This is a genomic window from Kitasatospora sp. NPDC088160 (assembly GCF_044741445.1).
Lineage (GTDB): Bacteria > Actinomycetota > Actinomycetes > Streptomycetales > Streptomycetaceae > Kitasatospora.
In genome coordinates this window covers 239285-262735 of record NZ_JBIUSS010000012.1, presented here as the reverse complement: position 1 = coordinate 262735, position 23451 = coordinate 239285, and the positions used below count along the sequence as shown (strand labels likewise).

Genomic DNA, 23451 nt, shown 5'->3' with positions numbered 1-23451 from the left:
CGATGGTACTGCAGGGGGGACCCTGTGGGAGAGTAGGACGCCGCCGAACAATCATTCACAGAGAACCCCCATCCGGGAAACCGGATGGGGGTTCTTTGCGTTTCCGGCCCACAGGAGCACCTCACCAGGGTCCCTCACGAAAGTTCAAAAAAGTTCGGCCGGCCATGTCGAGAACCCGTGGCTGGCTCCGTCCCCGGGGTGAACGCGGCCACAATGGGTCGCACCAGCACCGAGGAGAACATCATGGCCAAGTACCTGCTGCTCAAGCACTACCGAGGCGCCCCGGCTCCGGTCAACAACGTGCCCATGGACCGATGGACGCCCGAGGAGATCTCGGCGCACGTGCGGTACATGCAGGACTTCGCGGACCGGCTGGAGAAGACCGGCGAGTTCGTCGACGGCCAGGCGCTCGCTCCCGAGGGGACCTTCGTCCGGTACGACGGCGAGGGGCGCCCGCCGGTGACCGACGGCCCGTTCGCCGAGACCAAGGACTTGATCGCCGGCTGGATGGTGATCGACGTCGACAGCTACGAGCGCGCCGTCGAGCTGGCCGGGGAGCTGTCGGCCGCTCCCGGGGCGGGCGGGCGGCCGATCCACGAGTGGCTGGAGCTGCGTCCGTTCCTGGCCGCGCCGCCCACCGTCACCGAGTGACCTCGCCGGTGGACGGAGTCCTGCTCCGGAGTCTCGCGCCGAGCGTGCTCGGTATCCTCGTCCGCCGCGGAGCCGACTTCGCGGCGGCCGAGGATGCCGTGCAGGACGCGCTGGTCGAGGCGGTCCGCGTCTGGCCGGCCGGTCCGCCGCGGGACCCCAAGGGCTGGCTGGTCACCGTGGCCTGGCGCCGGTTCCTCGACGCGGCCCGGGCGGACGCGGCCCGCCGCCGGCGCGAGGACCGGGTCGACGGGGAACCGGAGCCGGGGCCCGCGTCCGCGGTGGACGACACGCTCCAGCTCTACTTCCTGTGCGCGCACCCGTCGTTGACGCCGTCGTCGGCGGTCGCGCTCACGTTGCGCGCCGTGGGCGGGCTGACCACCCGCCAGATCGCCCAGGCCTACCTGGTGCCCGAGGCGACCATGGCGCAGCGCATCAGCCGGGCCAAGCGGACCATCTCGGGGGTGCGATTCGACCGGCCCGGCGATGTCGCCACCGTGCTGCGCGTCCTTTACCTGGTCTTCAACGAGGGCTACTCCGGGGACGTCGACCTCGCCGCCGAGGCCATCCGGCTGACCCGGCAGCTCGCGGAGGTGATCGACCACCCCGAGGTGGCGGGGCTGCTCGCCCTGATGCTGCTCCACCATGCCCGGCGCGGGACCCGGACCGCGTCCGACGGGAGCCTGGTGCCGCTCGCCGAGCAGGACCGTGGCCGGTGGGACACCGGGTTGATCGCCGAGGGCGTCGGGATCCTGCAAGCGGCCCTGGGCCGCGACCGGCTGGGCGAGTTCCAGGCCCAGGCCGCCATCGCGGCCCTCCATGCCGACGCGCCCACCGCGGAGGAGACCGACTGGGTGCAGATCGTCGAATGGTACGACGAGCTCGCCCGCCTGACCGAGAGCCCGGTCGTCCGGCTCAACCGCGCGGTGGCCGTCGGTGAGGCCGACGGGCCGCGCGCCGGGCTGGCGGCGCTCGGGGAGCTGGACGGTTCGCTGCCCCGCCACACGGCAGTGGCGGCGTACCTCCACGAGCGCGACGGTGACTTGGAGACGGCGGCCCGGCTGTATGCCGAGGCGGCCCACCAGGCCCCCAACCTCGCCGAGCGCGACCACCTCATGCGCCAGGCCGCCCGGCTGAACGCCCGTCGGCCTCGCTGACGGACCAGGCAGGAGGCGCGGCGTCACCACGGACTGCCCGTTGAAGGGACGAGACCGTACGACGTGACCAAGGAACGGGACCAAGGAACGGGACCAAGAGGCGGGACCGCCCGTACGGGCGAGGCTCAGAGGCGGCCGGCGGCCTTGAGCGCGAGGTAGGTGTCGGCGAGGGCGGGGGCGAGCTGGGCGGGGGAGGCGTCGAGGACGGTGACGCCGTGGCGCGTGAGGAGGTCGGCGGTGGCGCGGCGGTCGGCGCGGGTCTGTTCGGCGGCGGCGGCGCCGTAGACGGCTTCCAGGGTGCCGCGGCCGGCGGCGAGGGCGTCCAGGTGGGGGTCGGCGACGCAGGCCAGGACCACCTCGTGGCGCTTGGTGAGCAGCGGCAGCAGCGGGCGCAGGCCGTCTTCGACCGGGGCCGTGTCGAGGCCGGTGAGCAGGACGATCAGCGAGCGGTGCGGTGCCATCTTGAGGGCGGTGGAGACCAGTGAGCGCATGTCGGTCTCGTGCAGGGCCGGTTGGAGGGAGGCCATCGCGTTGGTGAAGGCCGGCAGGATCTCGCTGGGCGAGCTGCCGGCGACCGCGGCGCGCTTGCGGGCGTCGTGGGCGAGCAGGTCGACCCGGTCGCCGGCGCGGGTGGCGAGGGCGGTGAGCAGCAGGGCGGCGTCGAGGGCGGCGTCGAGGCGGGGCGCGTCGCCGACCCGGCCGGCGGAGGTGCGGCCGGTGTCGAGGACGACGAGGATGTGCCGGTCGCGTTCGGGGCGCCAGGTGCGGACGGCGACGGTGTTGCGGCGGGCGCTGGCCCGCCAGTCGATGGAGCGGACGTCGTCGCCGGGCAGGTACTCGCGCAGGGAGTCGAACTCGGTGCCCTGGCCGCGGGTCAGGACCGAGGTGCGGCCGTCGAGTTCGCGCAGCCGCGCGAGCCGGGAGGGCAGGTGCTTGCGGCTGTTGAACGGGGGCAGGGCGCGGACTGTCCAGGGCAGGTGGTGCGAGCCCTGGCGGCCGGCCAGGCCGAGCGGCCCGAGCGAACGGACCGTCACCCGTCGGGCGTGGTGGTCGCCGCGGCGGGTCGGGGTGAGCACGGTGACGGCCCGGCGCCGCTCGCCGGCGGGGACGTGCAGGGTGTGTCGGGAGGCGGCCTCGGCGGTGCCCGGCCGCCAGGCGGACGGGGCCCAGGCGTCGCGGATCCGGGCCCGGAGGGGCCGCCCGGAGGGGTTGGTGACGGTCAGTTCGACGGAGGCGGGTTCGCCGAGCCGGACGGTGGTGTCGCCGCCCCGGCCGAGTTCCAGACCGCGGACGGGGGCGGCGAGCACCAGGTCGATCGCGGCGGCGAGCAGCACGGCGCCGGTGACGAGGCCGATCCCGGCCCAGGACGGCAGCAACAGGCCCACGACGAGCGTGCCGAGCGCGGCGAGCAGGGCGGTTCGCCCGGTGAGGGCCATGCGGTGCGCTCCTTCGGGAACGGGCGGTTCAGCGGGGGGCGGGCGTCTGGGCGAGGACGGCCTGGATGACGGAGTCGGCGGTGACGCCCTCCATCTCGGCCTCGGCGCGCAGCGCGACGCGGTGCCGCAGGGTGGGCAGGGCCAGGGCCTTGACGTCGTCGGGGGTGACGTAGTCGCGGCCGGCGAGCCAGGCCCAGGCACGCGAGGCGGCCAGCAGGGCGGTGGCACCGCGCGGCGAGACGCCGATGGACAGCGACGGGGACTGCCGGGTGGCCCGGCAGAGGTCGACGATGTACGCGAGGATCTCGGGGGAGACGGTCAGCTTGGCGATCTGCTCGCGGGCGGCGGCGAGGTGCGCGGGCCCGGCGACCGGGCGGACGCCGGCGGCGGCGAGGTCGCGGGGGTCGAAGCCGGCGGCGTGCCGGGACAGGACCTGGAACTCCTGGTCCCGGTCGGGCAGCGGCAGGACCAGCTTGAGCAGGAAGCGGTCCAGCTGGGCCTCGGGCAGCGGGTAGGTGCCCTCGTACTCGACCGGGTTCTGGGTCGCGGCGACCAGGAACGGGACGGGCAGCGCGCGCGGCACGCCGTCGACGGTGACCTGGTGCTCCTCCATGGCCTCCAGCAGGGCGGCCTGGGTCTTCGGCGGGGTGCGGTTGATCTCGTCGGCGAGCAGCAGGTTGGTGAAGACCGGGCCGGGCTGGAAGGAGAACTCGGCGGTCCGGGCGTCGTAGACGAGGGAGCCGGTGACGTCGCCGGGCATCAGGTCGGGGGTGAACTGGATGCGCTTGGTGTCCAGGTTGAGCGCGGTGGACAGGGTGCGGACCAGCAGGGTCTTGGCGACGCCGGGGACGCCCTCCAGCAGGACGTGGCCGCCGCAGAGCAGGGCGACGACGAGGCCGGTGACAGCGGCGTCCTGGCCGACCACGGCCTTGCCGATCTCGGCGCGCAGGGCGGTGAGTGCGGCGCGCGGGTCGGCGGCGGTGTCGGGGGTGCCCGGGGTGGCAGCCGCCGCGCCGGGGGTGCTGGACGGGGTGGCGGTGGCCTGTTCGGTCACGGGTTCCGTACCTGCCTTTCGAGGGCGTCGAGGTCGTCGGCGAGCCGCAGCAGTGCGGTGTCGTCGGTCGGGGGCGGGCCGAAGAGGAGGGCCCGGACGTCGCCGGCGGGCTGCTCGGGGAGGCGGTCGGCCACGGCCGCGCAGAGGGTGTCGGGGTCGGGCGCGCCGGCGTGGAGCGGGACGCCCAGGGCCGGGGCGAGGCGGTGCGCGGCGGCCCGGCGCAGGGCCTCGGCGGCGCGGCCGCGGGCCTTGGCGCGGCGGTAGAGCCGGGCGCGGCCCTCGGTGGTCTCGGCGGCGCGGACCACCACGGGCAGGTTCTCGCTGATCACGGGGCCGAGTCGGCGGCCGCGCCAGAGGGCGGTCAGGACGGCGGCGGCGGCGAGCTGGTAGCCGGCCCAGCGCCAGCCGTCCGGGATGTAGTCGCCGAAGGTCTTGTCCCGGGTGCCCTGGGCGAGCGGGGCGCTGTAGTCGGGCAGGTGCCAGGTGAGGCGGGGCTGGGAGCCGAGCAGGCCGAGGGCGAGGGCGGCGTTGCCGTCCTTGGCGAGCTGCTCGTTGTGGAGGAAGGCGCCGGTGCCGAGCACGATGACGTCGCCGCCGGCGGTCGGGGCGCTGACCAGCGGGTAGCCGTGGCCGCGCGGGTAGCAGCCGGCGCCGCGGCTGCCGCTGGTGTAGAGCATTCCGCCGATCTCGGCGCTGCCGGCCCGCACGGCCTCGGTGAGCGGGCACTGTGCGGTGGTGCTGCGGACGGAGGCGTAGGAGGGCCCGCCGTCCTCGTCGGAGGGGCGGATGCCGGGGGCCAGGGCGCTGAGTGCGGCCGGACCGGGGGCGACGAGGACGAGCCGGCTGTGCCGGGCTGCGGCGACGGAGCGCAGTTCGGCGGGGCCGAGCAGGTCGGGCTCGGGCAGGACGAGGGTGTCGGCGCCGCCCGGGTGGCCGGTGAGGTCGGTGGTGAGGTCGGTCTTGAGGCCCTGGTGTTCGAGCAGCGCGAGGACGGCGTGGCTGCCGTCCTGGTCGTAGGAGCGCGGGTCGAGCGGCGGGTAGCGGCGGTCCTGGCCGAGGGCGGCCACGGCGGTGGCGCCGATCAGCAGGACGGCGAGGACGAGCAGGTACCAGCGGGCCCGGCGCCAGAGGCCGCGGCCGGTGGGGGCGAGGCTGGTCGTGGCCGGCCCGCCGGGGGCAGGGGTGGCGGGCGGCTGCGGCGCGGGCGGTGCGGGGGCGGTGCTGGTCATGCCGCTCCTCCCAGGGCCGGGCGGGCGCGTTCCAGGGTCCGGTCGAGCTCGCGCAGCAGCTGGTACGCGGCCTGGTCGGCGGTGCGCTCGCCGTAGGCGATGTCGTCGAAGGTGAGGGCGGCGGCGGCCAGGGCGGCGGCGTGGTCGGGCAGGGCCCGGCCGGCCTCGGTGGCGGCCTCGTCGGCGGTGCGGCCGGGGCGGACGTCGAGCAGGGTGCGTTCCTCCAGGGCCCGGACCAGGGCTCGCATCTGTGCGCGGACGGCCTCGTTCCAGTGCCCGGCGGCGGCGTGCCGTTCGGCGTCGGCCCGGTACTGGCCGGCGCCGCGCGGTCCTTCGACGCCGTAGACGTCGAGGACGGTGCGGGCCGCGCGCCGTGGCGCGCCTAGGCGCCACCAGAGGGCGGCACCGATCAGCAGGGCGACGATCAGGAAGAGCACCAGGCCGGTGGTGCCGCTGGTGCCGTTGCCGGAGATGCTGTCGAGCGCGTCGGTGATGTGGTCGTTGAGCCAGGTCATGACCCGTTCCAGGACGCTCGGGTCGTGCTTGTGGTACTCGGCGTTGAGCAGCTCGTCGCGGGCGGCGTCGCGGGCCGGGTCACGCGGGACGGTGACCGGGGCGCCGCCCGCGACGAGGAGCCTGTCCCCCCAGGTAGGCATCCGGGTCAGCGCCTCGCGGGGGGTCGGCCGGCCTGGTCGCCCCAGCCGGTGGCGCCGGACTCGGCGAGGCCGGCGGCGCGGGCGAGTTCGATGTCCAGGGCCTCGCGGCGGATCCGCTGGTCGACGTAGATGAGGACGCCGAGGGCGGCCCGGAAGGGGATGGTGAGGGTGGCGGCGATGATGCCGGCGATCGCGGTGGTGATCAGCATCGCGGTGGGCTCGTGGGCCGAGCTGAGGTCGACCTGGCGGTCGAGGTCGCTGAAGCCGAGGACGAGTCCGGCGAAGCGGAACGGGATCGCGATGACCATGGCGACGATGAAGGTCAGCACCTCGCCGAGCAGCGAGATGCCGAAGATGCGCCACCAGGAGCCGAGGGTCAGCCGCCGGGAGCGGGACAGCGCGGTCCGCACGCCCTGCTTCTCCAGCATCAGGGCGGGGGCGGCCAGGCTGAACCGGATCCACAGCCAGAACCCGACCGGGATGGTCAGGATGCCGACGAGGAACAGCAGGGCCTCCGTCTCGGGGGCGCCCGCCGAGCCGGAGGCGTAGAAGTACCAGGGGCTGAAGCCGAGCAGCACCACACCGCCGGACATCAGGCCGGTGAGCAGGGTCAGCCCGAGCAGCTGCGGCAGCCGGCGGCGGGCGTCGCGCCAGGCGTCCCCGGCGTTCGCGGACTGCCCGAGGACGGCGCGGCTGACGACCATGGTGAGCAGCGCGGTGGCGACCACGCCGAGCAGCACCGTCAGCGGCATCGAGGCCAGCATGGTCGTCACCTGGGTGGCGGGGCCGGTCTTGCCCTTGACCAGCAGCCGGGCGGCGACGTTGCCGGCCTGCTCGACGACGGCGATGCCGAGGGAGAGGGCGAGGGTCGTCCGCCAGTGCTTGCGGATGGTGGCGACGGAGCCGTCGAGGAGTTCGCCGAGTCCGAGCGGGCGCAGCGGGATGACGCCGGGCTTGGGGCTCTGCGGAGCGCCCCAGCCGTAGGGGTGGTGGCCGCCCGGTGCGGGCCGGCTCCAGTCGGGCCGGGCCTGCCGGCCGTTCCAGCCGGGGGCCGGGGCGGGGGCGCCCTGCGGTGGTACCGACGGCCCGGGCACGGCGGCGGGCGCGTCGGCCGGGGGCCGGGCGTCGTCGCGGGGCGGCTCGGGCGAGCCGGGCGAGGCCCAGCCCGGAGTGTCGGTCATCACTGCTCCTCGGAGGGGCGTCACGGGCGCGGTTGCGGGCGGATCTTTCGCCCGCGCGCAGCGCCCATCGTGCCATGGGGCCTGGGGAGGCCCCATGGGTATCCGGCCGCTGATCGGAAACGGGGGCCTTCCGGTGGTTGGGCGGTGGGCCGCGGGCCGTTCGAAGACGTTCCAGCCGGGCACATTAGACCGGTATGGCCGGAATTAACCGGTGGGGGGAGTTGGCCGTTGTGGAGCATTGGCACTGCTGTGCGGCAGGTCACAATCCGGTAATGAGAGGATGGACGCATGAAGGGACGCGTCCTCGTCGTTGATGACGACTCCGCACTGGCCGAGATGCTCGGTATCGTGCTGCGTGGTGAGGGTTTTGAGCCGTTTTTCGTCGCGGATGGGGACAGGGCGCTAGCTGCGTTCCGGGAGACCAAGCCCGACCTGGTCCTGCTCGACCTGATGCTGCCCGGTCGGGACGGTATCGACGTCTGCCGGCAGATCCGGGCGGAGTCCGGCATTCCGATCGTCATGCTGACCGCGAAGACCGACACGGTCGACGTCGTGGTGGGCCTGGAGTCGGGTGCCGACGACTACGTCACCAAGCCGTTCAAGCCCAAGGAGCTGGTGGCCCGGGTGCGTGCCCGGCTGCGCCGTGCCGAGGAGCCGACGCCCGAGCAGCTGACCATCGGCGACCTGGTGATCGACGTGGCCGGCCACTCGGTGAAGCGGGACGGCCGGGGCATCCCGCTGACCCCGCTGGAGTTCGACCTGCTGGTCGCGCTGGCCCGCAAGCCCTGGCAGGTGTTCACCCGTGAGGTGCTGCTGGAGCAGGTCTGGGGCTACCGGCACGCGGCGGACACCCGCCTGGTCAACGTCCACGTGCAGCGCCTGCGGTCCAAGATCGAGAAGGACCCGGAGCGCCCCGAGATCGTGGTGACCGTCCGTGGCGTCGGCTACAAGGCCGGACCCAGCTGACGTGACGCACCTGGCTGACGAAGCCCCGTCGGGTTCCGCGACCGACGGGGCCGACGCGGTTCGCGGGTCCGTGCTGAGTTCGACCACCCGCCGTCGGCGCCGGGCGGCCGCGTTCGCGCTGCTGACCCGTCAGCTGCGTCGGCCCGCGCGCCGGGTGACGGCGCTGTACCGCCGGTCGATCCAGCTGCGCGTGGTGGCGGTCTCGCTGCTCGCGTCCATCGCGGTCGTCCTGGTGCTCGGCGTGGTCGTGATGGCGCAGGTGCGCACCGGCCTGCTCGGCACCAAGATGGCGGCCGCCCGCGAGCAGGCCAGGATCGGGTTCCAGGCGGAACTGAAGAAGATCGACGAGGCGAAGGACCAGCGGCTGCGGGTCGGCGCCACGCCCGACCCCACCATCGAGGAGACCGGCACCTGGCTGCTGCGGCAGGTCAACGACCTGGCCGCGAGCGGGCAGACCGTCTACTCGGTGATCGCGATGGCCGCCGGCACCGACGCCATCGTCCCGGAGAACGGCTTCGCGCCGCGCTTCTCGGGCGACATCCTGCCCAGCAGCGTCCCCGACACCCTGCGGGACAGGGTCCACTCCGAGCCCGGCCAGATGTTCGACCAGCCGGCCCGGATCCACCGGGCCGACGAGCGGACCGAGCCCGGGCTGGCCCTCGGCATGCAGTTCACCGGCCCGGCCGGCAACAGCTACCAGATGTTCTACGTGTTCTCCTTCGGCCAGGAGACCGACACCCTCGACCTGATCACCGGCACCCTGGCGACCGCCGGCGTGTTCGTGGTGATCCTGATGGGCGGCATCGCCTGGGTCGTGGTGCGCCAGGTGGTCACCCCGGTCCGGATGGCCGCCGGCATCTCCGAGCGGCTCGCCGACGGGCACCTGGAAGAGCGGATGAAGGTCACCGGCACGGATGACATCGCCCGCCTCGGCGAGTCGTTCAACCGGATGGCCAATGCCCTCCAGGCCCAGATCCGCCAGTTGGAGGAGCTGTCCCGGGTGCAGCGGCGCTTCGTCTCGGACGTCTCGCACGAGCTGCGCACCCCGCTGACCACGGTCCGGATGGCCGCGGACCTCATCTACGACAGCCGCGAGGACCTGGACCCGATGGCGGCCCGCTCGGCGGAGCTGTTGCAGGGCCAGCTGGACCGCTTCGAGTCGCTGCTCGCCGACCTGCTGGAGATCAGCCGCTTCGACGCCGGCGCCGCGATCCTGGACGGCGAGCCGGTCGACCTGCGCGACATCGTCGCCCGGGTGGTGGAGGCCGCCGACCCGCTGGCCCAGGCCAAGGGCAGTGCGGTGGTGATCCGCGGCGACGGCGAGCCGGTCGTCGCCGAGGTGGACTCCCGCCGGATCGAGCGCATCCTGCGCAACCTGGTGGTCAACGCCCTGGAACACGGCGAGGGACGCGACGTGGTGGTGCGGCTGGGCTCGGCCGACGGCGCGGTCGCGGTCGGCGTGCGCGACTACGGCATCGGCCTCAAGCCGGGCGAGGCGTCCCGGGTGTTCCACCGCTTCTGGCGGGCCGACCCGTCCCGGGTGCGGACCACCGGCGGCACCGGCCTCGGCCTGTCCATCGCGGTCGAGGACGCGCACCTGCACGGCGGCTGGCTGCAGGCCTGGGGCGAGCCCGGCGGCGGCTCGCACTTCCGGCTCACCCTGCCGCGCACCCGGGGCGGCGAGATCAGCCGGGCGCCGTTCCGGCTGGAGCCGGAGGACTCCCGCAACAACCGGGGCCTGGGCACCTACGGCGTGCCGTACCGGCGGGCGATCAGCCCGCCCGGCGCGACCGCGATGACCGCGGCCGAGGAGCAGGCGGAGACGCCGGAGGGGCCCGTCAACGGCTTCGGCAGCGGGCTCGGCGGGGTGCTGAACATCGGCCCCGACCTGGGCAAGCGCCGGCTGCCCGAAGGGCCGCGCGCGGACCCCTCGGACGTCCGGACGGCGGGGAGCGGGTACGGTGCCACCGGCGCCCAGGTGATGGTGGACCCGACGCCCGGACGGCCGTCGGTGGCACAGCGGACGGCGGAGCCGGACGTGACGGATGGGACGGGCGGGACGGACCTGGAGGGGTCGCAGCGTGCGAAGGACGAGCAGCAGGACTGAGCCGCGGTTCACGGCGGTGGCCGGCGTGGTGCTCGGCGCCCTGGTGGCGAGCGGCTGCGCGGCCATGCCGGACTCCGGCGGCATCTCCCGGGTGGAGCTGTCGCAGGGGGCGGCCGACAAGAACCTGCAGGCCAAGGTCTACCCGGTGGCGCCGGCCAAGGGCGCCAAGCCGCGCGCCCTGCTGACCGGGTTCCTGGACGCGGTGACCGCCGACGAGGGGTACGAGACCGCGCGCCAGTACCTCACCGAGAACGCCTCCGCGCACTGGAACCCGGACGCCGGCATCCAGGTGCTCTCCGCCGCCACCCCGAACCTCCCGGCCGGCCAGGAGATCGCCGACACCGACACCAGCGTCTCCGCGACGGTGACCGGGTCGCTGATCGCCAGGATCGACGAGAAGCATTCGTACCTGGCCGAGGGGCAGCGGGACGTCTCGGCCGACTTCACCCTCGTCCGGGAGAAGGACGGCGAGTGGCGGATCGACAAGCTGCCGACCGGCGTGATCATGAACGAGACCAACTTCAACAACAGCTACCGCCAGGTCGACCGGTACTTCTACACCACGCCGGACCCGTCCTCGACCGTCACCGGGAGCGCCGGCCAGCAGGTCCTGATCCCCGACCCGATCTACCTGCGGCGCCGGACAGACCCGCTGACCGCCGCTGCCAAGGCCCTGGTCGCCGGGCCCTCGACCTGGCTCGCGCCGGTCGCCCGGACGTCCTTCCCGAGCGGCGTCAGCGTCGACCGGGTGAGCGTCGACGACGGCCGGATCGCCCACGTGCAGCTCGGCGGGGCGGACGTCAGCGAACCGGTGTCCTGCCGGCGGATGGCGACCCAGCTCTTCTACACCCTCGCCGACCAAGGCAAGGGACAGGTCGAACGGCTTGAACTCAAGGGCCAGCGGGGCAACTGCTTCGCCAGCCGCAACGACCTGCCGGCCACCGGCCCCGGCGCCCTGGCCGGGCCGCTGCCCGCGCAGCAGTACTACCAGCGCGCCGACAACGGCCTCCTGATGGTCACCGACGAGCAGCGCAACGGCGAGCCGGTGCGCGGCGTCCTCGGCAAGCCGCAGCCGGCCGGCAAGGCGCCGCTCGGCACCATGGCCGTCAACCGGGACGGCTCCCGGGCCGCCGCGATCAGCGGGGACGGCCACCAGCTCTACTCGGTGCCGCTGGCGGACAGCGCGGTGGCGCTGCCCGACCCGGTGCTCACCTCGCCGGTGAAGACCGCCGACAAGGAGGACGGCCTCGCCTCGCCCAGCTGGGACGGCCGAGGCGACCTCTGGGTGGTGGACCGCAACCCGCAGGGCCCGCGGGTGGTGATGGTCCGCGGCAACCGGACGTACCCCGTCGCGGTCGAGGGGCTGGACGGGCAGACCGTGCAGGCCCTGAAGATCTCCTCGGACGGCGCCCGGGCCGCCCTGGTGGTCAAGACCGCGGGCGTGCCCAGCCGCTCGCTGTACTTCGGCCTGGTGGTGCACGGCGGCACCCCGGAGGCGCCGACCGCGCGGATCACCGGCCTGCGCCGGGCGGCCCCCTCGCTCACCGACGTCGCCTCGGTCTCCTGGGCGGAGGCCGACCAGCTGCTGGTGCTCGGCAAGGAGGCCGACCGGATCAAGCAGCTGTACTACATCGGCACCGACGGCACGCAGAGCGCCGACACCACGCTGCAGGCCGAGAACATGCTCACGGTCTCGGCCTCCGAGTCCCGGGGCAACGTCCTGGCCCAGGCGCCGTCGGTGCTCGCGGCGGCCGGAGGCGCGATCTACCGGCTGATCGGCAGTCAGTGGCGCGAGGTCCAGTTGGCCGACAAGGCCGGGTCCTTCTTCTACGCGGGCTAGGAACCCGCCGATCACGCTCTGACGTTCCGATCCCTGACGCCACGTCGGGCCGCCCGGTGCCTCAGCCGGGCCGGTGCGCGGTGGCGGCGACCGCGGCGCCCGCCCGGGCGGGCAGTCCGGCGTCCGCCAGTGCCCGGGCCGCCTCGGCGAGGCTGGCACCGGTGGTCACCAGGTCGTCCACCAGGACCGGCTGACGGCCCAGCAGGTCGCGCCGGGCGCGCGGCAGCACGGTGAGCGCGCCGTGCAGGTTGCGGTGGCGCTCGGCCGCGCTCAGCCCGGCCTGGTCGGCGACCGGGCGGGCGTGCCGCAGCAGCGGCTCGGCCCGGGCGTCCAGGCCGCACCGGCGCAGCGAGCGGGCGGCGGCCCCGGCCAGCCGCAGCGTCGGATCGTGGCCGCGGGCGCGGACGGCGGATCGGGCCGAGGGCATCGGGACCAGCAGCAGCGGCGCGGCAGCGGCACGCGGTCCCAGGGCGGAGCGGACGGCCCGGCCGAGCGCCTCGCCGAGCGGGCCCGCCAACCGCAGCGCGCCGCGCTCCTTGTGGGCGAGCAGCAACTGCCGGACGGAGTCGGCGTACGGGGCGGCGGCGTGCGCCCAGGGCAGCAGCGTGGGGCCGGGCCGGGTGGCGGCCAGCGCGTGCCGGCAGGCCGGGCAGAGCTGGGTGCGCTCGGCGCCGCAGCCGGCGCAGCGGGCCGGGACCAGGACGTCCAGCAGTCCGGCCAGTGCGTGGCCGAACGGCCCTTGGGCGGACGGCGGACGGGTGGGGGCGGGGGGTGGTGGCACGGCTGCTCCTGGCGACGGCAGGCACGGAGAGTGAGCAAAGGATGCGCCGTACGGGGGGTGTTGTCCAGGTATTTACCCGTGCTTCACTCGCAGGAGGGTAGACAGGGTCCAACAGCTTGACCGCCCGCCCGCAGTATCGGGTCATACCCGACTCCGCGCCTGGGGAGGCGAAAACCCCGTGTGAGGTGTTCGATAAAGCTCCAAGGGGTTTCAACCGTCCCTGGTGGGGAGGAAGTGAGGTGAGGGCCAGTCGTTTCCCGCCGCTGGCGGCGGGGGCGGGGGGCCGGCAGTGGATGGGCTGGTCCAGCTGGGTCTCAGTCCGGTCCGGTAGCACCCGGATCGGCGTCAGCACGAGGGATCGGAGTTCTGCGTGGACATCGTCGTCAAGGGCCGCAAGACCGAGGTGCCCAAGAGGTTCCGCGAGCACGTGGCCGAGAAGCTGGAGAAGGTCCAGAAGTTCGACGGCAAGGTGATCAGCCTCGACGTCGAGGTGTCCAAGGAGCACAACCCGCGGCAGGCCGACCGGTCCGAGCGGGTGGAGATCACTCTCCGTACCCGTGGGCCGGTGATCCGGGCCGAAGCCGCCGCCGCCGACCCGTACGCGGCGCTCGACCTGGCCTCGGCGAAGCTCGACGCCCAGCTGCGCAAGTCCGCGGACCGGCGCCGAGTGCACAAGGGCGGCAACGGCCGCACCCCCATCAGCGTCGCCGAGGCGACCGCGGCGCTGGCCGCGCTGCCGGACACGGCGGTGCGGGAGGGCGAGACCAACGGGGCCGTCCGCAAGACCATGATGGGATCCCTGGAAGTGGAGGGCGAAGGCCCGCTGGTGGTCCGGGAGAAGACCCACCCGGCCGCCCCCATGGCGCTGGACCAGGCGCTGTACGAGATGGAACTGGTCGGCCACGACTTCTACCTCTTCGTGGAGAAGGACAGCGGCCTGCCGAGCGTCGTCTACCGCCGTCACGGCTACCACTACGGCGTCATCCACCTGCAGACCGACGGGTCGGCCGGCGCGGGCGGCGGCGCGGGCGGGGCGATCGGCGAAAGCGACGACGAGGACTGACCGTCCGAAGACAATCCTGGAGGGGTGACCCCGGCGGCCGAGTCCGCCGGGGTCACCGGCGTTTCGGGGCAGGGCGGGTGGAGCGGGAGTCGAGGGCGGGCCCGGGAGGTCACCCGATGCGGAACGGCGGCGTCGGAGGGTGACAGCAACGGCCGCGCGGCGTGGAATGATTGGCGCACGACGACCCGCGAAGGGGGAGGAGCGGATGGGGGATCACTTCGGGCTGGGGCCCGCTACGGGGCCGGTCACCGGACTGTCACCGGGACCGGAGGAGGAACCCGCGTACGCGCCGCACCGGGGTGAGCCGATCCGCGTACTGGTGGTGGACGACCACGCGTTGTTCCGCCGGGGGCTGGAGATCGTGCTCGCGGAGGAGCCGGACATCAAGGTCGTCGGCGAGGCCGGCGACGGCGCCGAGGCCGTGTTGAAGGCTGCCGACCTGCTGCCGGACATCATCCTGATGGACGTCCGGATGCCGCGCCGCAGCGGGATCGAGGCCTGCACGGCGATCAAGGACGTGGCACCCAGCACCAAGATCATCATGTTGACGATAAGCGACGAGGAGGCCGACCTCTACGAGGCGATCAAGGCGGGCGCCACCGGTTACCTGCTGAAGGAGATCTCCACCGACGAGGTCGCCACCGCGATCCGCGCGGTCGCCGACGGGCAGTCCCAGATCAGCCCGTCGATGGCGTCCAAGCTGCTCACCGAGTTCAAGTCGATGATCCAGCGTCGCTCCGACGACCGGGACCTGGTGCCCGCACCCCGGCTCACCGACCGGGAGTTGGAGGTGCTCAAGCTGGTGGCGACCGGGATGAACAACCGGGAGATCGCCAAGGAGCTGTTCATCAGCGAGAACACCGTGAAGAACCACGTGCGCAACATCCTGGAGAAGCTCCAACTGCACTCCAGGATGGAGGCGGTGGTGTACGCGATGCGCGAGAAGATCCTCGAAATAGGGTGACCGTGGCTGCGCCCCGGCCCTAGCTCGCGAGGAGTTTCTCGAGGGCCGGGCGCAGCCGTTCGTCCGGCAGGGCCTCGACCCGGACGCCGTCGCAGCCCACCCAGGCGGCCGCCTCGCGCAGGGCCGCCGCCAGCGCCTCGACGTGCCGGGCGCCGTGCCCTCGGTCGCCGGCCAGCGAGACCTGACGGGCCACCAGGGTGCGCCCCTCCCGGGCCGGGTCGACCCGGCCCACCAGCCGGCCGCCGGCCAGCAGCGGCATCGCGAAGTAGCCGTGCACCCGCTTGTGCTTGGGCGTGTAGGCCTCCAGTCGGTGCGTCATGCCGAAGATCCGCTCGGTGCGTGCGCGGTCCCAGATCAGCGAGTCGAACGGCGAGAGCAGCGTGGTGCGGTGGCGCCCGCGCGGGGTGGTGGCCAGCGCGGCCGGGTCGGCCCAGGCCGCCGCCGCGCCGCCGCCCGGGCCCCAGCCGGCCACCTCGACCGGGACGAGCCCGCAGTCCGCGAGGACCGGGTCCAGCTCCTCGGCGCGCAGCCGGTGGTAGTCCAGCAGGTCGGCCCGGGTGGCCACGCCGAGCGCGGCCCCGGCCTGGGCGACCAGAGTGCGCACGCACTCCCGGTCGGTGCGGTCCTGCCCGAACAGCGCCTCGGGGATGGCCTGTTCGGCCAGCGCGTAGACGCGCTTCCAGCTCCGGCGCTCGGTGCAGACCACGTCGCCGAAGGCCAGCGCCCGCTCCACCGCGATCTTGGTGTCCGACCAGTCCCACCACTCGGCGGTCTTCTTGGCGCCGCCCAGCTCCGTGGAGGTCAACGGGCCCTCGGCGCGCAGCTTGTCGAGCACGTGCCGGTACGTCTCGGGCGTCACCTGGTGGCCCCAGAGGTGGCCGCGCTCGCGGTAGCGGCGGCGCCGGAACGCGAACAGCGGCCACTCCTCGACCGGCAGGATGCAGGCCGCGTGCGACCAGTACTCGAAGCTCGTGCCCGCGCCCCAGTACGCCGCCTCGACGGCCGGACGGCCGACCGCGCCGAGCCGGGCGTACGGCACCAGTTCGTGCGAGCGGGCCAGCACCGAGATGGTGTCCAACTGGACGGCGCCCAGGTGCCGCAGCACCCCGCGCACCCCGGCCCGGCGGTCCGGCGCGCCGAGCAGGCCCTGGGCGCGAAGGGCGATCCGGCGGGCTTCGTCGGCGCTCAGGACGGTGACGGGCGGCGGGCCGGCGGGGGAGCCGGCGGCAGGCAGGGCGGTCATGTCGGCGAGGGTAGTCCGGGGCACCGACAGCCGGTCGGGGGGCGCCGGCGCGGACGTCAGGGGCGGAGGTCCGGGAGGTCCGGGAGGTCCGAGGCGAGCAGCGAGGCGACCCAGGCGTCGTGGAAGGTGCCGCGCTGCTCGGCGTACGAGCGCAGGGTGCCCTCGAAGCGGTAGCCGACCTTCTCGGCCACCGCGCGGGAGCCCTCGTTACCCACGTAGGCCTGCCACTCCAGGCGGCGCAGACCGAGTTCGACCAGGCCGTGGCGGGCGACCGCGCGGGCGGCCTCGACCGTGTAGCCGCGGCCGCGGAACTCCTTCGTCGCCCACCAGCCGACCTCGGCGGAGCCCGGGTCGCCGTGGCGCAGCACGAGGCCCTGGGTGCCGACCAGGGCGTCGGAGCCGCGCTCGAACACGCACCAGATCCGGTTCTCGCCGGTGCGCCAGCCCTGCGCGGCGAGGTCGCGGACGAAGTACTCGGCGTCCTCGCGCCGGTACGGGCTCGGGACGACCGTCCAGCGCTGGATCTCGGCGTCCTGGCAGGCGGCGAAGACGGCGTCGATGTCCGACTCCTGCGGGGCCCGCAGGACGAGGCGGTCCGTGGTGAGGGTGACGGTGCGGGGCTCTTCCATGGGCGGATTATTCCGTGGAGAGAGGAATTCGGGCATCCGAATATCGAGCCGACCCCTCGATCCGCTGACCGGTTTGTCCCGGTGGGCGGTGCTATCGGATCAAGTGCTCGCGCGGGTGACACGGGAATACCGTGCTGACGCACCTCCCGGGGCATTGGACTCCTCGCATACGATGGCCCGTGCGGTGGGGTGAACCCGCCGTGCAGTCGTCCAGTGCCAATACAGGCAAGGAGCCCGCCCAAGTGTCCGTCTTCGACAAGATCCTGCGCGCCGGCGAAGGCAAGATCCTTCGCAAGCTGCAGCGGATTGCTGCCCAGGTCAACTCCATCGAAGAGGACTTCGTCAACCTCACCGACGCCGAGCTGCGCGCGCTGACCGACGAGTACAAGCAGCGGCTCGCGGACGGCGAGACCCTGGACGACATCCTCCCCGAGGCGTTCGCCACGGTGCGCGAGGCCGCCAAGCGGGTGCTCGGTCAGCGGCACTACGACGTTCAGCTCATGGGTGGCGCGGCCCTGCACCACGGGTACGTCGCGGAGATGCGCACCGGTGAGGGCAAGACCCTCGTCGGCACCCTGCCCGCGTACCTGAACGCGCTCACCGGCAAGGGCGTCCACCTGATCACCGTCAACGACTACCTCGCCGAGCGCGACTCGGAGTGGATGGGCCGGGTGCACCGCTTCCTCGGCCTCGAAGTCGGCGTGATCCTCGGCAACATGACGCCCGCCGAGCGCAAGCACCAGTACTCGATGGACATCACGTACGGCACGAACAACGAGTTCGGCTTCGACTACCTGCGCGACAACATGGCCTGGTCGAAGGACGAACTCGTCCAGCGCGGCCACAACTTCGCGGTCGTCGACGAGGTCGACTCGATCCTCATCGACGAGGCCCGCACCCCGCTGATCATCTCCGGCCCGGCCGACCAGGCGACCAAGTGGTACGCCGACTTCGCCAAGCTGGTGCTGCGCCTGAAGATCGACCGCGACTACGAGGTCGACGAGAAGAAGCGCACCGTCGGCATCCTGGAGGAGGGCGTCACCCGGGTCGAGGACTACCTCGGCATCGACAACCTCTACGAGTCGGTGAACACCCCGCTGGTCGGCTTCCTGAACAACGCCATCAAGGCGAAGGAGCTGTACCGGGCGGACAAGGACTACGTCGTCATGAACGGCGAGGTCATGATCGTCGACGAGCACACCGGCCGCATCCTGGCCGGCCGCCGCTACAACGAGGGCATGCACCAGGCGATCGAGGCGAAGGAGGGGGTGGAGGTCCAGAACGAGAACCAGACGCTGGCCACCATCACCCTGCAGAACTTCTTCCGCCTGTACGACAAGCTCGCCGGCATGACCGGTACCGGCACCACCGAGGCCGCCGAGTTCCACCAGATCTACAAGCTCGGCGTGGTGCCGATCCCGACCAACAAGAACCCGCTGCGCATCGACCAGCCCGACCTGATCTACAAGTCGGAGCCGGCCAAGTTCGCCGCCGTGGTCGAGGACATCGCCGAGAAGCACGAGAAGGGCCAGCCGGTGCTGGTCGGCACCGTGTCGGTGGAGAAGTCCGAGTACCTCTCGCAGGAGCTGCGCAAGCGCGGCATCCCGCACGAGGTGCTGAACGCCAAGCACCACGAGCGCGAGGCGCAGATCGTCGCGCAGGCGGGCCGCAAGGGCGCCGTGACTGTCGCCACCAACATGGCCGGCCGCGGTACCGACATCATGCTCGGCGGCAACTCCGACCACCTCGCGGCGGCCGAGCTGGCGCAGCGCGGGCTCACCCCGACCGAGACCCCGGAGGAGTACGAGGCCGCGTTCCCCGCCGCCCTGGAGAAGGCCAAGGCCTCGGTCAAGGCGGAGCAGGACGAGGTCAAGGAGGCCGGCGGCCTCTACGTGCTGGGCACCGAGCGGCACGAGTCCCGCCGGATCGACAACCAGCTGCGCGGCCGCTCCGGCCGTCAGGGCGACCCGGGCGAGTCCCGCTTCTACCTGTCGCTGGGCGACGACCTGATGCGCCTGTTCAAGGCCGGCATGGTCGAGCGCGTGCTGTCGATGGCCAACGTGCCCGAGGACGTGCCGATCGAGTCCAAGATGGTCACCCGGGCGATCGCCTCCGCGCAGACCCAGGTCGAGCAGCAGAACTTCGAGATCCGCAAGAACGTCCTCAAGTACGACGAGGTGCTGAACCGCCAGCGCGAGGTCATCTACGGCGAGCGCCGCCGCGTGCTGGAGGGCGAGGACCTGCAGGAGCAGGTCGGCCACTTCATGGACGACACCGTCGAGGCCTACGTCAAGGCGGCCACCGGCGAGGGCTTCGAGGACGACTGGGACCTGGAGAAGCTCTGGACCGCGCTCAAGCAGCTCTACCCGCTCACCCTTGACCTGGAGGAGCTGGAGGAGGAGGCCGGCGGCTCCGCCGGGATGACCTCCGAGTTCCTGGTCAAGGTCGTCCAGGAGGACATCCAGGCGCAGTACGGCGCCCGCGAGGACCAGCTCGGCGCCGAGATCATGCGTGAGCTGGAGCGCCGGGTCGTGCTGTCGGTGCTGGACCGCCGCTGGCGCGAGCACCTCTACGAGATGGACTACCTCCAGGAGGGCATCGGCCTGCGGGCCATGGCGCAGCGCGACCCGCTGATCGAGTACCAGCGCGAGGGCTTCGACATGTTCACCGCGATGATGGAGGGCATCAAGGAGGAGTCCGTCGGCTACCTGTTCAACCTGGAGGTCCAGGTCGAGCAGCAGGTCGAGGAGGTCCCGGTCGCGGACGCCGAGGTGCTGCTCGACAAGCTGGAGAAGGACGCCGCCCGCCCGGAGATCAAGGCCAAGGGCCTGGAGGCCCCGAAGCCGCAGCGGCTGCACTACACGGCCCCCTCGGACGAGGTCGGCGGCGGTGTCATCGAGGGCGACTTCGAGGACCTCGCGCCGGAGGACGAGGGCGACGGGCTGACCCGCGCCGAGCGCCGCAAGGCCGCGAAGTCGGCCAAGGGCCGCCGCCGCAAGGGCTGAGCAGGCCGCAGGACGCCGCACAGGGCGCCGCTCCCGGACGGGGGTGGCGCCCTGTGCCGTCCCGGGCCGGCACGCGGTCGTGGGGGCCGCTGTGGCCGCCCTGGCCGCTGTGACGACCGTGGTCGCCGTGACGGCCGTGGTCATCGGGCCTCCACGGCGGTGCACTGCCACTGCCCGGCCTGGCCGCGCTGCTCCAGCCGGAAGGCCACCATGTGGTGCCGCCGGCCGAGGTCGACCCGGACGCAGGCCTCGACCGCGTCGGGCGAGGGCGACCGGTCGTGCACCGGGCCCAGCCGGGGCCGGTCGGCGGCGCCGCCGCGGCGCAGCGCGCCGGCCCGGACCAGGGAGGCGAGCTGCCCGTAGCCGTCCAGGCTGGTGTGCCGCATCAGCTGGCCGGAGGGCCGGGCGCCGGTGAGCACCTCGACCAGCTGGTGGGCGAAGCGGGAGGCCAGCGCCCGGGGGTCGTGGCCGCCCGGGCCGGTGCAGGCGGCGCGGGGGTGGCGCGGGCGGCGCCCGGCCGGGTCGTGGGCGGCGGTCGTGCGCGGCCGGCGGTGCGGGCGGGCGGTGAGCGGTGCGGTCACGGTGGGCTCCTCGACACGGTGGTGCGGGTGCGGACGGGTCCTTGCTAGCGGTGGGCCGCGTCGGGCGGCAAGGGCTTTTGCCGCTGCCCCCGGAGTGACCGGCAAGTTCACCTATCCGAGTGAATCGATCAGTGCGGTGCCGGGCCCGGCGCGCGGTCGCACGGTGCCCGATTGACGTGCGTGGGCGGGCCGTACGGTCCGAAAGAGGACGGTTCGATGCGCCGGACCGGGTGGCCCGAATCGCCGCCCCCGTTGCGGTGCCCGGCCGTCGGCGCGCACCATCGGAGCCTGATCGGGAACCGCGCGGAGCGGGACGGGGCCGGGCGGCCACGACCGCACCCACGACGACGGGCGGCCGCGATGACGACACGGGTAGCGGCGGTTCCGGCTCCGGCAGTCGCGGGCACCGCCCCGCCGACCGGGGACGCACCCCGGCGCGGCCTGGTGCTGGGCGGCGGCGGGATGCTCGGTGCGGCCTGGACGGTCGGCGCGCTCTGCGCCGTCGAGGAGGCCACCGGCTGGCGGCCGGGCCGCGCGGACGTGCTGCTCGGCACCTCGGCGGGCTCGATCCTCGGCGCGATGCTGGCCGGCGGGGTCCGCACCGAGCAACTGCGTGACCACCAGCGCGGCCTGCCGATCACCGACGGCCCGCTGGCCGGGGTGGACTTCGACTACGACACGGCCGCCGGCGGCGCGCTGCCGCCCCGCCCCGGGGCGGGCATCGGCTCGCCCGGCCTGCTGCGGGACGCCGTCCGGCACCCGCGCGAGTACCCGCTGCTGACCATGGTGTCGGCGATGGCGCCGCCCGGCCGCGGTTCGCTGGCCCCGGTCGGCGAGCTGGTGCGCGGCCTGCTCGGCCCGGGCGGCTGGCCGCCGCCGGGCGCCGACGGCGAGGCCGGCGCCGGGGCCGCGGCGCTGCGGGTGGCGGCCGTGGACTACCGCAGCGGCCGCCGGGTGGTCTTCGGGGACCCGGACGCCCCGGCGGTCGCGGTCGCCGACGCGGTGATGGCCTCCTGCTCGATCCCCGGCTGGTTCGCGCCGGTGCGGCTGAACGGCTCGGCGTACGTGGACGGCGGCTGCTGGTCCGCCACCAACGCCGACCTGCTGCTCGGCCGCGGCCTGGACGAGGTGTACGTGCTCGCCCCGATGGCCCTGCGGCTGCGCCCCCGTGCCGACCGCGCCGACCGCGCCGACGCCGACGCCGACGCCGGCGGGGTCGCCGGCACCAGCGGGCTCGCGGGCTCCCTCGCCGCGCTGCGCGAGTGGCGCGCCCGGGACCGCCCGCGCGGCGTGCTGGCCCAGCTGGTCAGTCGCTACCGCCGCGCCGTCACCCGGCAGCTGCTGCGCGAGGCCGTGCTGCTGCGGGCCGAGGGCGTACGGGTGCGGCTGCTCGCGCCGACGCCGGCCGACCTGGCCGTGATGGGCCCGAACATGATGGACCCGGCCCGCCGCGACGCGGTGCTGGAGAGCGCCCTGCGCACGTGCGGTGAGGCCCTGCGGGCCGCCCGCTGAGTCGGGCCGAGGTGATCACGCCCGGCCCGGCGGCGCTTATTCTTGGGGCGCTGGAAGCTGTGCCGCTGGACGAACCGGAGAGTGCCACCGATGCGCGTGTACGTGCCCACCACCCTGAACGGCCTGGCGGCGGCGCACCCGGGTGGTGCCCTGGACCAGTCCGCGGCCTACGCCGTGACGCCCGCGCTGCGCGAGTGGTACGTCAGTGACGACCTGGAGGAACTGGAGTACGCGGCGCTGAACCGGGCCGCGCAGTCCTCCCTGCGGCTGCTGGCCGCCGACCCGGACGCCCCGCGCCGCCGGGTCGTGGTGGCCCTGGACGTGGCCGACTCGGCCGTCCGGCCGTTCCCCGGCGACGAGTACCAGGACCAGGCCTCGCTCGGCCGGGTGGTGCTGGCCGGCCCGCTGCCGCTGGCGAAGGCGGCGGCGGTGCACGCGGACGTCGCCGACGGCGAGGTGGTCGAGGACGTCGCGGCGGCGGTGGCGGCGGTGGCCGCGGCCGACGCGGGCGACCAGGACGCCCAGTTCACCGTGGACGGGGCCGAGGACCACGACCTGCTCTGGTTCGCCACCCAGGAGATCTCCGCGCTGCTGGCCTGAACGGCCGGTCGCGCCGGAGCGGAGCAGCAGGGTGCGTGAGCCCCGTCCTACCGGCGTGTCGGTGGTCGGGGCTACCGTTTCGCGCGTGGCTACACACATCGTTTGGGACTGGAACGGCACGCTCTTCCACGACATGGAGGCGGTGCTCGGCGCGAGCAACGCCGCGTTCGCGACCATCGGCGTCGGGCCGATGACCATGCGGGAGTACCGCGAGCAGTACGAGATCCCGATCCCCCGGTTCTACGAGCGGCTGCTCGGCCGGATGCCGTCCCAGGAGGAGTGGCTCCGGCTGGACGAGGCCTTCCACGACCGCTACCGGGAGCTGAGCCCGGCCTGCGGGCTGACGGACGGCGTGCACGAGCTGATGGACGGCTGGCGGGAGGCCGGGCACAGCCAGTCGCTGCTGTCGATGTACGAGCACGAGAAGCTGCTGCCGCTGGTCGACGCCTTCGGCCTGACCGGCCGGTTCCTGCGGGTGGACGGCCGCAGCGGCCCGTCCGGCGGCCAGAAGGCGGAGCAGCTGGCCCGGCACCTGGCCGCGCTCGGCGAGCGGGTGGACCCGGCCCGTACGGTGCTGATCGGCGACGCCGCGGACGACGCCCGGGCGGCGCTGGGCGCGGGTGCGCACGCGGTGCTCTACACCGGCGGCTCGCACACCCGGGAGAAGCTGGAGCCGCTCGGGGTGCCGGTGGTGGACAGCCTGGCGGAGGCGGTCGAGCTGGCCGGGCGGCTGGGGCGGGGCTGACCGTCCGCGGCGGGCGTGGCGGGCGCCACGTCCGCCGTCCGCGTGTCTGAGCGG

General features: G+C 73.9%; 20 protein-coding genes. 11 read left to right on the top strand and 9 right to left on the bottom strand.

What is annotated here, in order from left to right:
* The first annotated feature begins 243 nt into the window (after positions 1–243).
* Together ACIOGZ_RS20980 and ACIOGZ_RS20975 are read left to right on the top strand one after the other, a co-directional pair.
* Positions 244–651, top strand: a complete 408-nt coding sequence (locus ACIOGZ_RS20980) for a YciI family protein (protein ID WP_063351357.1) — start codon at positions 244–246, stop codon at positions 649–651.
* An 8-nt stretch (positions 652–659) separates the two neighbouring features.
* On the top strand, positions 660–1805 hold the full coding sequence (locus ACIOGZ_RS20975; protein WP_400986710.1) for an RNA polymerase sigma factor: 1146 nt from the start codon (positions 660–662) through the stop codon (positions 1803–1805).
* Positions 1806–1930: 125 nt separating this feature from the next.
* Here ACIOGZ_RS20975 and ACIOGZ_RS20970 read toward each other — a convergent pair whose 3' ends face one another.
* From ACIOGZ_RS20970 to ACIOGZ_RS20950, 5 genes are all read right to left on the bottom strand, one after another.
* The gene (locus ACIOGZ_RS20970) at positions 1931–3241 is read right to left on the bottom strand and encodes a DUF58 domain-containing protein (protein WP_363587324.1); all 1311 of its coding nucleotides are present in this window, start codon (positions 3239–3241) and stop codon (positions 1931–1933) included.
* A gap of 28 nt (positions 3242–3269) precedes the next feature.
* Complete coding sequence (locus tag ACIOGZ_RS20965; RefSeq protein WP_363587370.1) at positions 3270–4190, bottom strand: MoxR family ATPase; 921 nt, start codon at positions 4188–4190, stop codon at positions 3270–3272.
* Between the two features lie 101 nt (positions 4191–4291).
* Positions 4292–5524, bottom strand: coding sequence for a DUF4350 domain-containing protein (locus ACIOGZ_RS20960; RefSeq protein ID WP_400986703.1), 1233 nt, complete (start codon positions 5522–5524; stop codon positions 4292–4294).
* Positions 5521–6180 (bottom strand): DUF4129 domain-containing protein, encoded by a 660-nt coding sequence (locus ACIOGZ_RS20955; protein WP_363587328.1) that lies wholly within the window; start codon positions 6178–6180, stop codon positions 5521–5523. The genes ACIOGZ_RS20960 and ACIOGZ_RS20955 overlap by 4 nt, the downstream gene beginning before the upstream one ends.
* 5 nt (positions 6181–6185) lie before the next feature.
* The gene (locus ACIOGZ_RS20950) at positions 6186–7361 is read right to left on the bottom strand and encodes a hypothetical protein (protein ID WP_400986702.1); all 1176 of its coding nucleotides are present in this window, start codon (positions 7359–7361) and stop codon (positions 6186–6188) included.
* A gap of 288 nt (positions 7362–7649) precedes the next feature.
* Between ACIOGZ_RS20950 and mtrA the strand changes: the two genes are divergently transcribed.
* The 3 genes from mtrA (at position 7650) to ACIOGZ_RS20935 (ending at position 12274) form a co-directional block, all read left to right on the top strand.
* Positions 7650–8327 carry an MtrAB system response regulator MtrA gene (gene mtrA, locus ACIOGZ_RS20945; RefSeq protein ID WP_030247322.1) on the top strand — a complete coding sequence of 226 codons (678 nt, stop codon included), beginning with the start codon at positions 7650–7652 and terminating at the stop codon, positions 8325–8327.
* 70 nt (positions 8328–8397) lie between these two features.
* Positions 8398–10434 (top strand): MtrAB system histidine kinase MtrB, encoded by a 2037-nt coding sequence (mtrB, locus tag ACIOGZ_RS20940; protein ID WP_400331400.1) that lies wholly within the window; start codon positions 8398–8400, stop codon positions 10432–10434.
* On the top strand, positions 10409–12274 hold the full coding sequence (locus ACIOGZ_RS20935) for an LpqB family beta-propeller domain-containing protein (RefSeq protein ID WP_363587332.1): 1866 nt from the start codon (positions 10409–10411) through the stop codon (positions 12272–12274). Before mtrB ends, ACIOGZ_RS20935 begins: the two co-directional genes overlap by 26 nt.
* Positions 12275–12335: 61 nt before the next feature.
* Here ACIOGZ_RS20935 and ACIOGZ_RS20930 read toward each other — a convergent pair whose 3' ends face one another.
* Positions 12336–13055: a phosphoribosyltransferase family protein gene (locus ACIOGZ_RS20930; RefSeq protein WP_363628092.1), complete on the bottom strand. Its 720-nt coding sequence runs from the start codon at positions 13053–13055 to the stop codon at positions 12336–12338.
* 370 nt (positions 13056–13425) lie between these two features.
* On the opposite strand from ACIOGZ_RS20930, the gene hpf reads away from it, so the two are divergent.
* Both hpf and ACIOGZ_RS20920 read left to right on the top strand, forming a co-directional pair.
* A complete protein-coding gene (gene hpf / locus ACIOGZ_RS20925) occupies positions 13426–14118 on the top strand; it encodes a ribosome hibernation-promoting factor, HPF/YfiA family (protein ID WP_363587336.1) in 693 nt (230 codons plus the stop codon).
* 205 nt (positions 14119–14323) lie between these two features.
* A complete protein-coding gene (locus ACIOGZ_RS20920) occupies positions 14324–15082 on the top strand; it encodes a response regulator transcription factor (RefSeq protein WP_079135841.1) in 759 nt (252 codons plus the stop codon).
* A gap of 19 nt (positions 15083–15101) precedes the next feature.
* Here the strand turns inward: ACIOGZ_RS20920 and ACIOGZ_RS20915 are convergent, their stop codons facing one another.
* Both ACIOGZ_RS20915 and ACIOGZ_RS20910 read right to left on the bottom strand, forming a co-directional pair.
* Positions 15102–16325, bottom strand: a complete 1224-nt coding sequence (locus ACIOGZ_RS20915; RefSeq protein WP_363587338.1) for a DNA glycosylase AlkZ-like family protein — start codon at positions 16323–16325, stop codon at positions 15102–15104.
* A 56-nt stretch (positions 16326–16381) separates the two neighbouring features.
* Positions 16382–16954: a GNAT family N-acetyltransferase gene (locus tag ACIOGZ_RS20910; RefSeq protein WP_363587340.1), complete on the bottom strand. Its 573-nt coding sequence runs from the start codon at positions 16952–16954 to the stop codon at positions 16382–16384.
* A gap of 242 nt (positions 16955–17196) precedes the next feature.
* Between ACIOGZ_RS20910 and secA the strand changes: the two genes are divergently transcribed.
* Positions 17197–19959: a preprotein translocase subunit SecA gene (secA, locus tag ACIOGZ_RS20905; protein WP_363587342.1), complete on the top strand. Its 2763-nt coding sequence runs from the start codon at positions 17197–17199 to the stop codon at positions 19957–19959.
* Between the two features lie 140 nt (positions 19960–20099).
* On the opposite strand, the gene ACIOGZ_RS20900 is transcribed toward secA, so the two are convergent.
* Positions 20100–20540, bottom strand: a complete 441-nt coding sequence (locus tag ACIOGZ_RS20900) for an Rv3235 family protein (RefSeq protein WP_063349159.1) — start codon at positions 20538–20540, stop codon at positions 20100–20102.
* Between the two features lie 360 nt (positions 20541–20900).
* On the opposite strand from ACIOGZ_RS20900, the gene ACIOGZ_RS20895 reads away from it, so the two are divergent.
* The 3 genes from ACIOGZ_RS20895 (at position 20901) to ACIOGZ_RS20885 (ending at position 23397) form a co-directional block, all read left to right on the top strand.
* Positions 20901–22052 carry a patatin-like phospholipase family protein gene (locus tag ACIOGZ_RS20895; protein ID WP_363587344.1) on the top strand — a complete coding sequence of 384 codons (1152 nt, stop codon included), beginning with the start codon at positions 20901–20903 and terminating at the stop codon, positions 22050–22052.
* A gap of 90 nt (positions 22053–22142) precedes the next feature.
* Positions 22143–22652, top strand: a complete 510-nt coding sequence (locus tag ACIOGZ_RS20890; RefSeq protein ID WP_350881082.1) for a DUF6912 family protein — start codon at positions 22143–22145, stop codon at positions 22650–22652.
* A gap of 85 nt (positions 22653–22737) precedes the next feature.
* Entirely contained in the window at positions 22738–23397 is a 660-nt protein-coding gene (locus ACIOGZ_RS20885) for a haloacid dehalogenase-like hydrolase (RefSeq protein ID WP_363587346.1), read from the top strand.
* Positions 23398–23451: the final 54 nt, after the last annotated feature.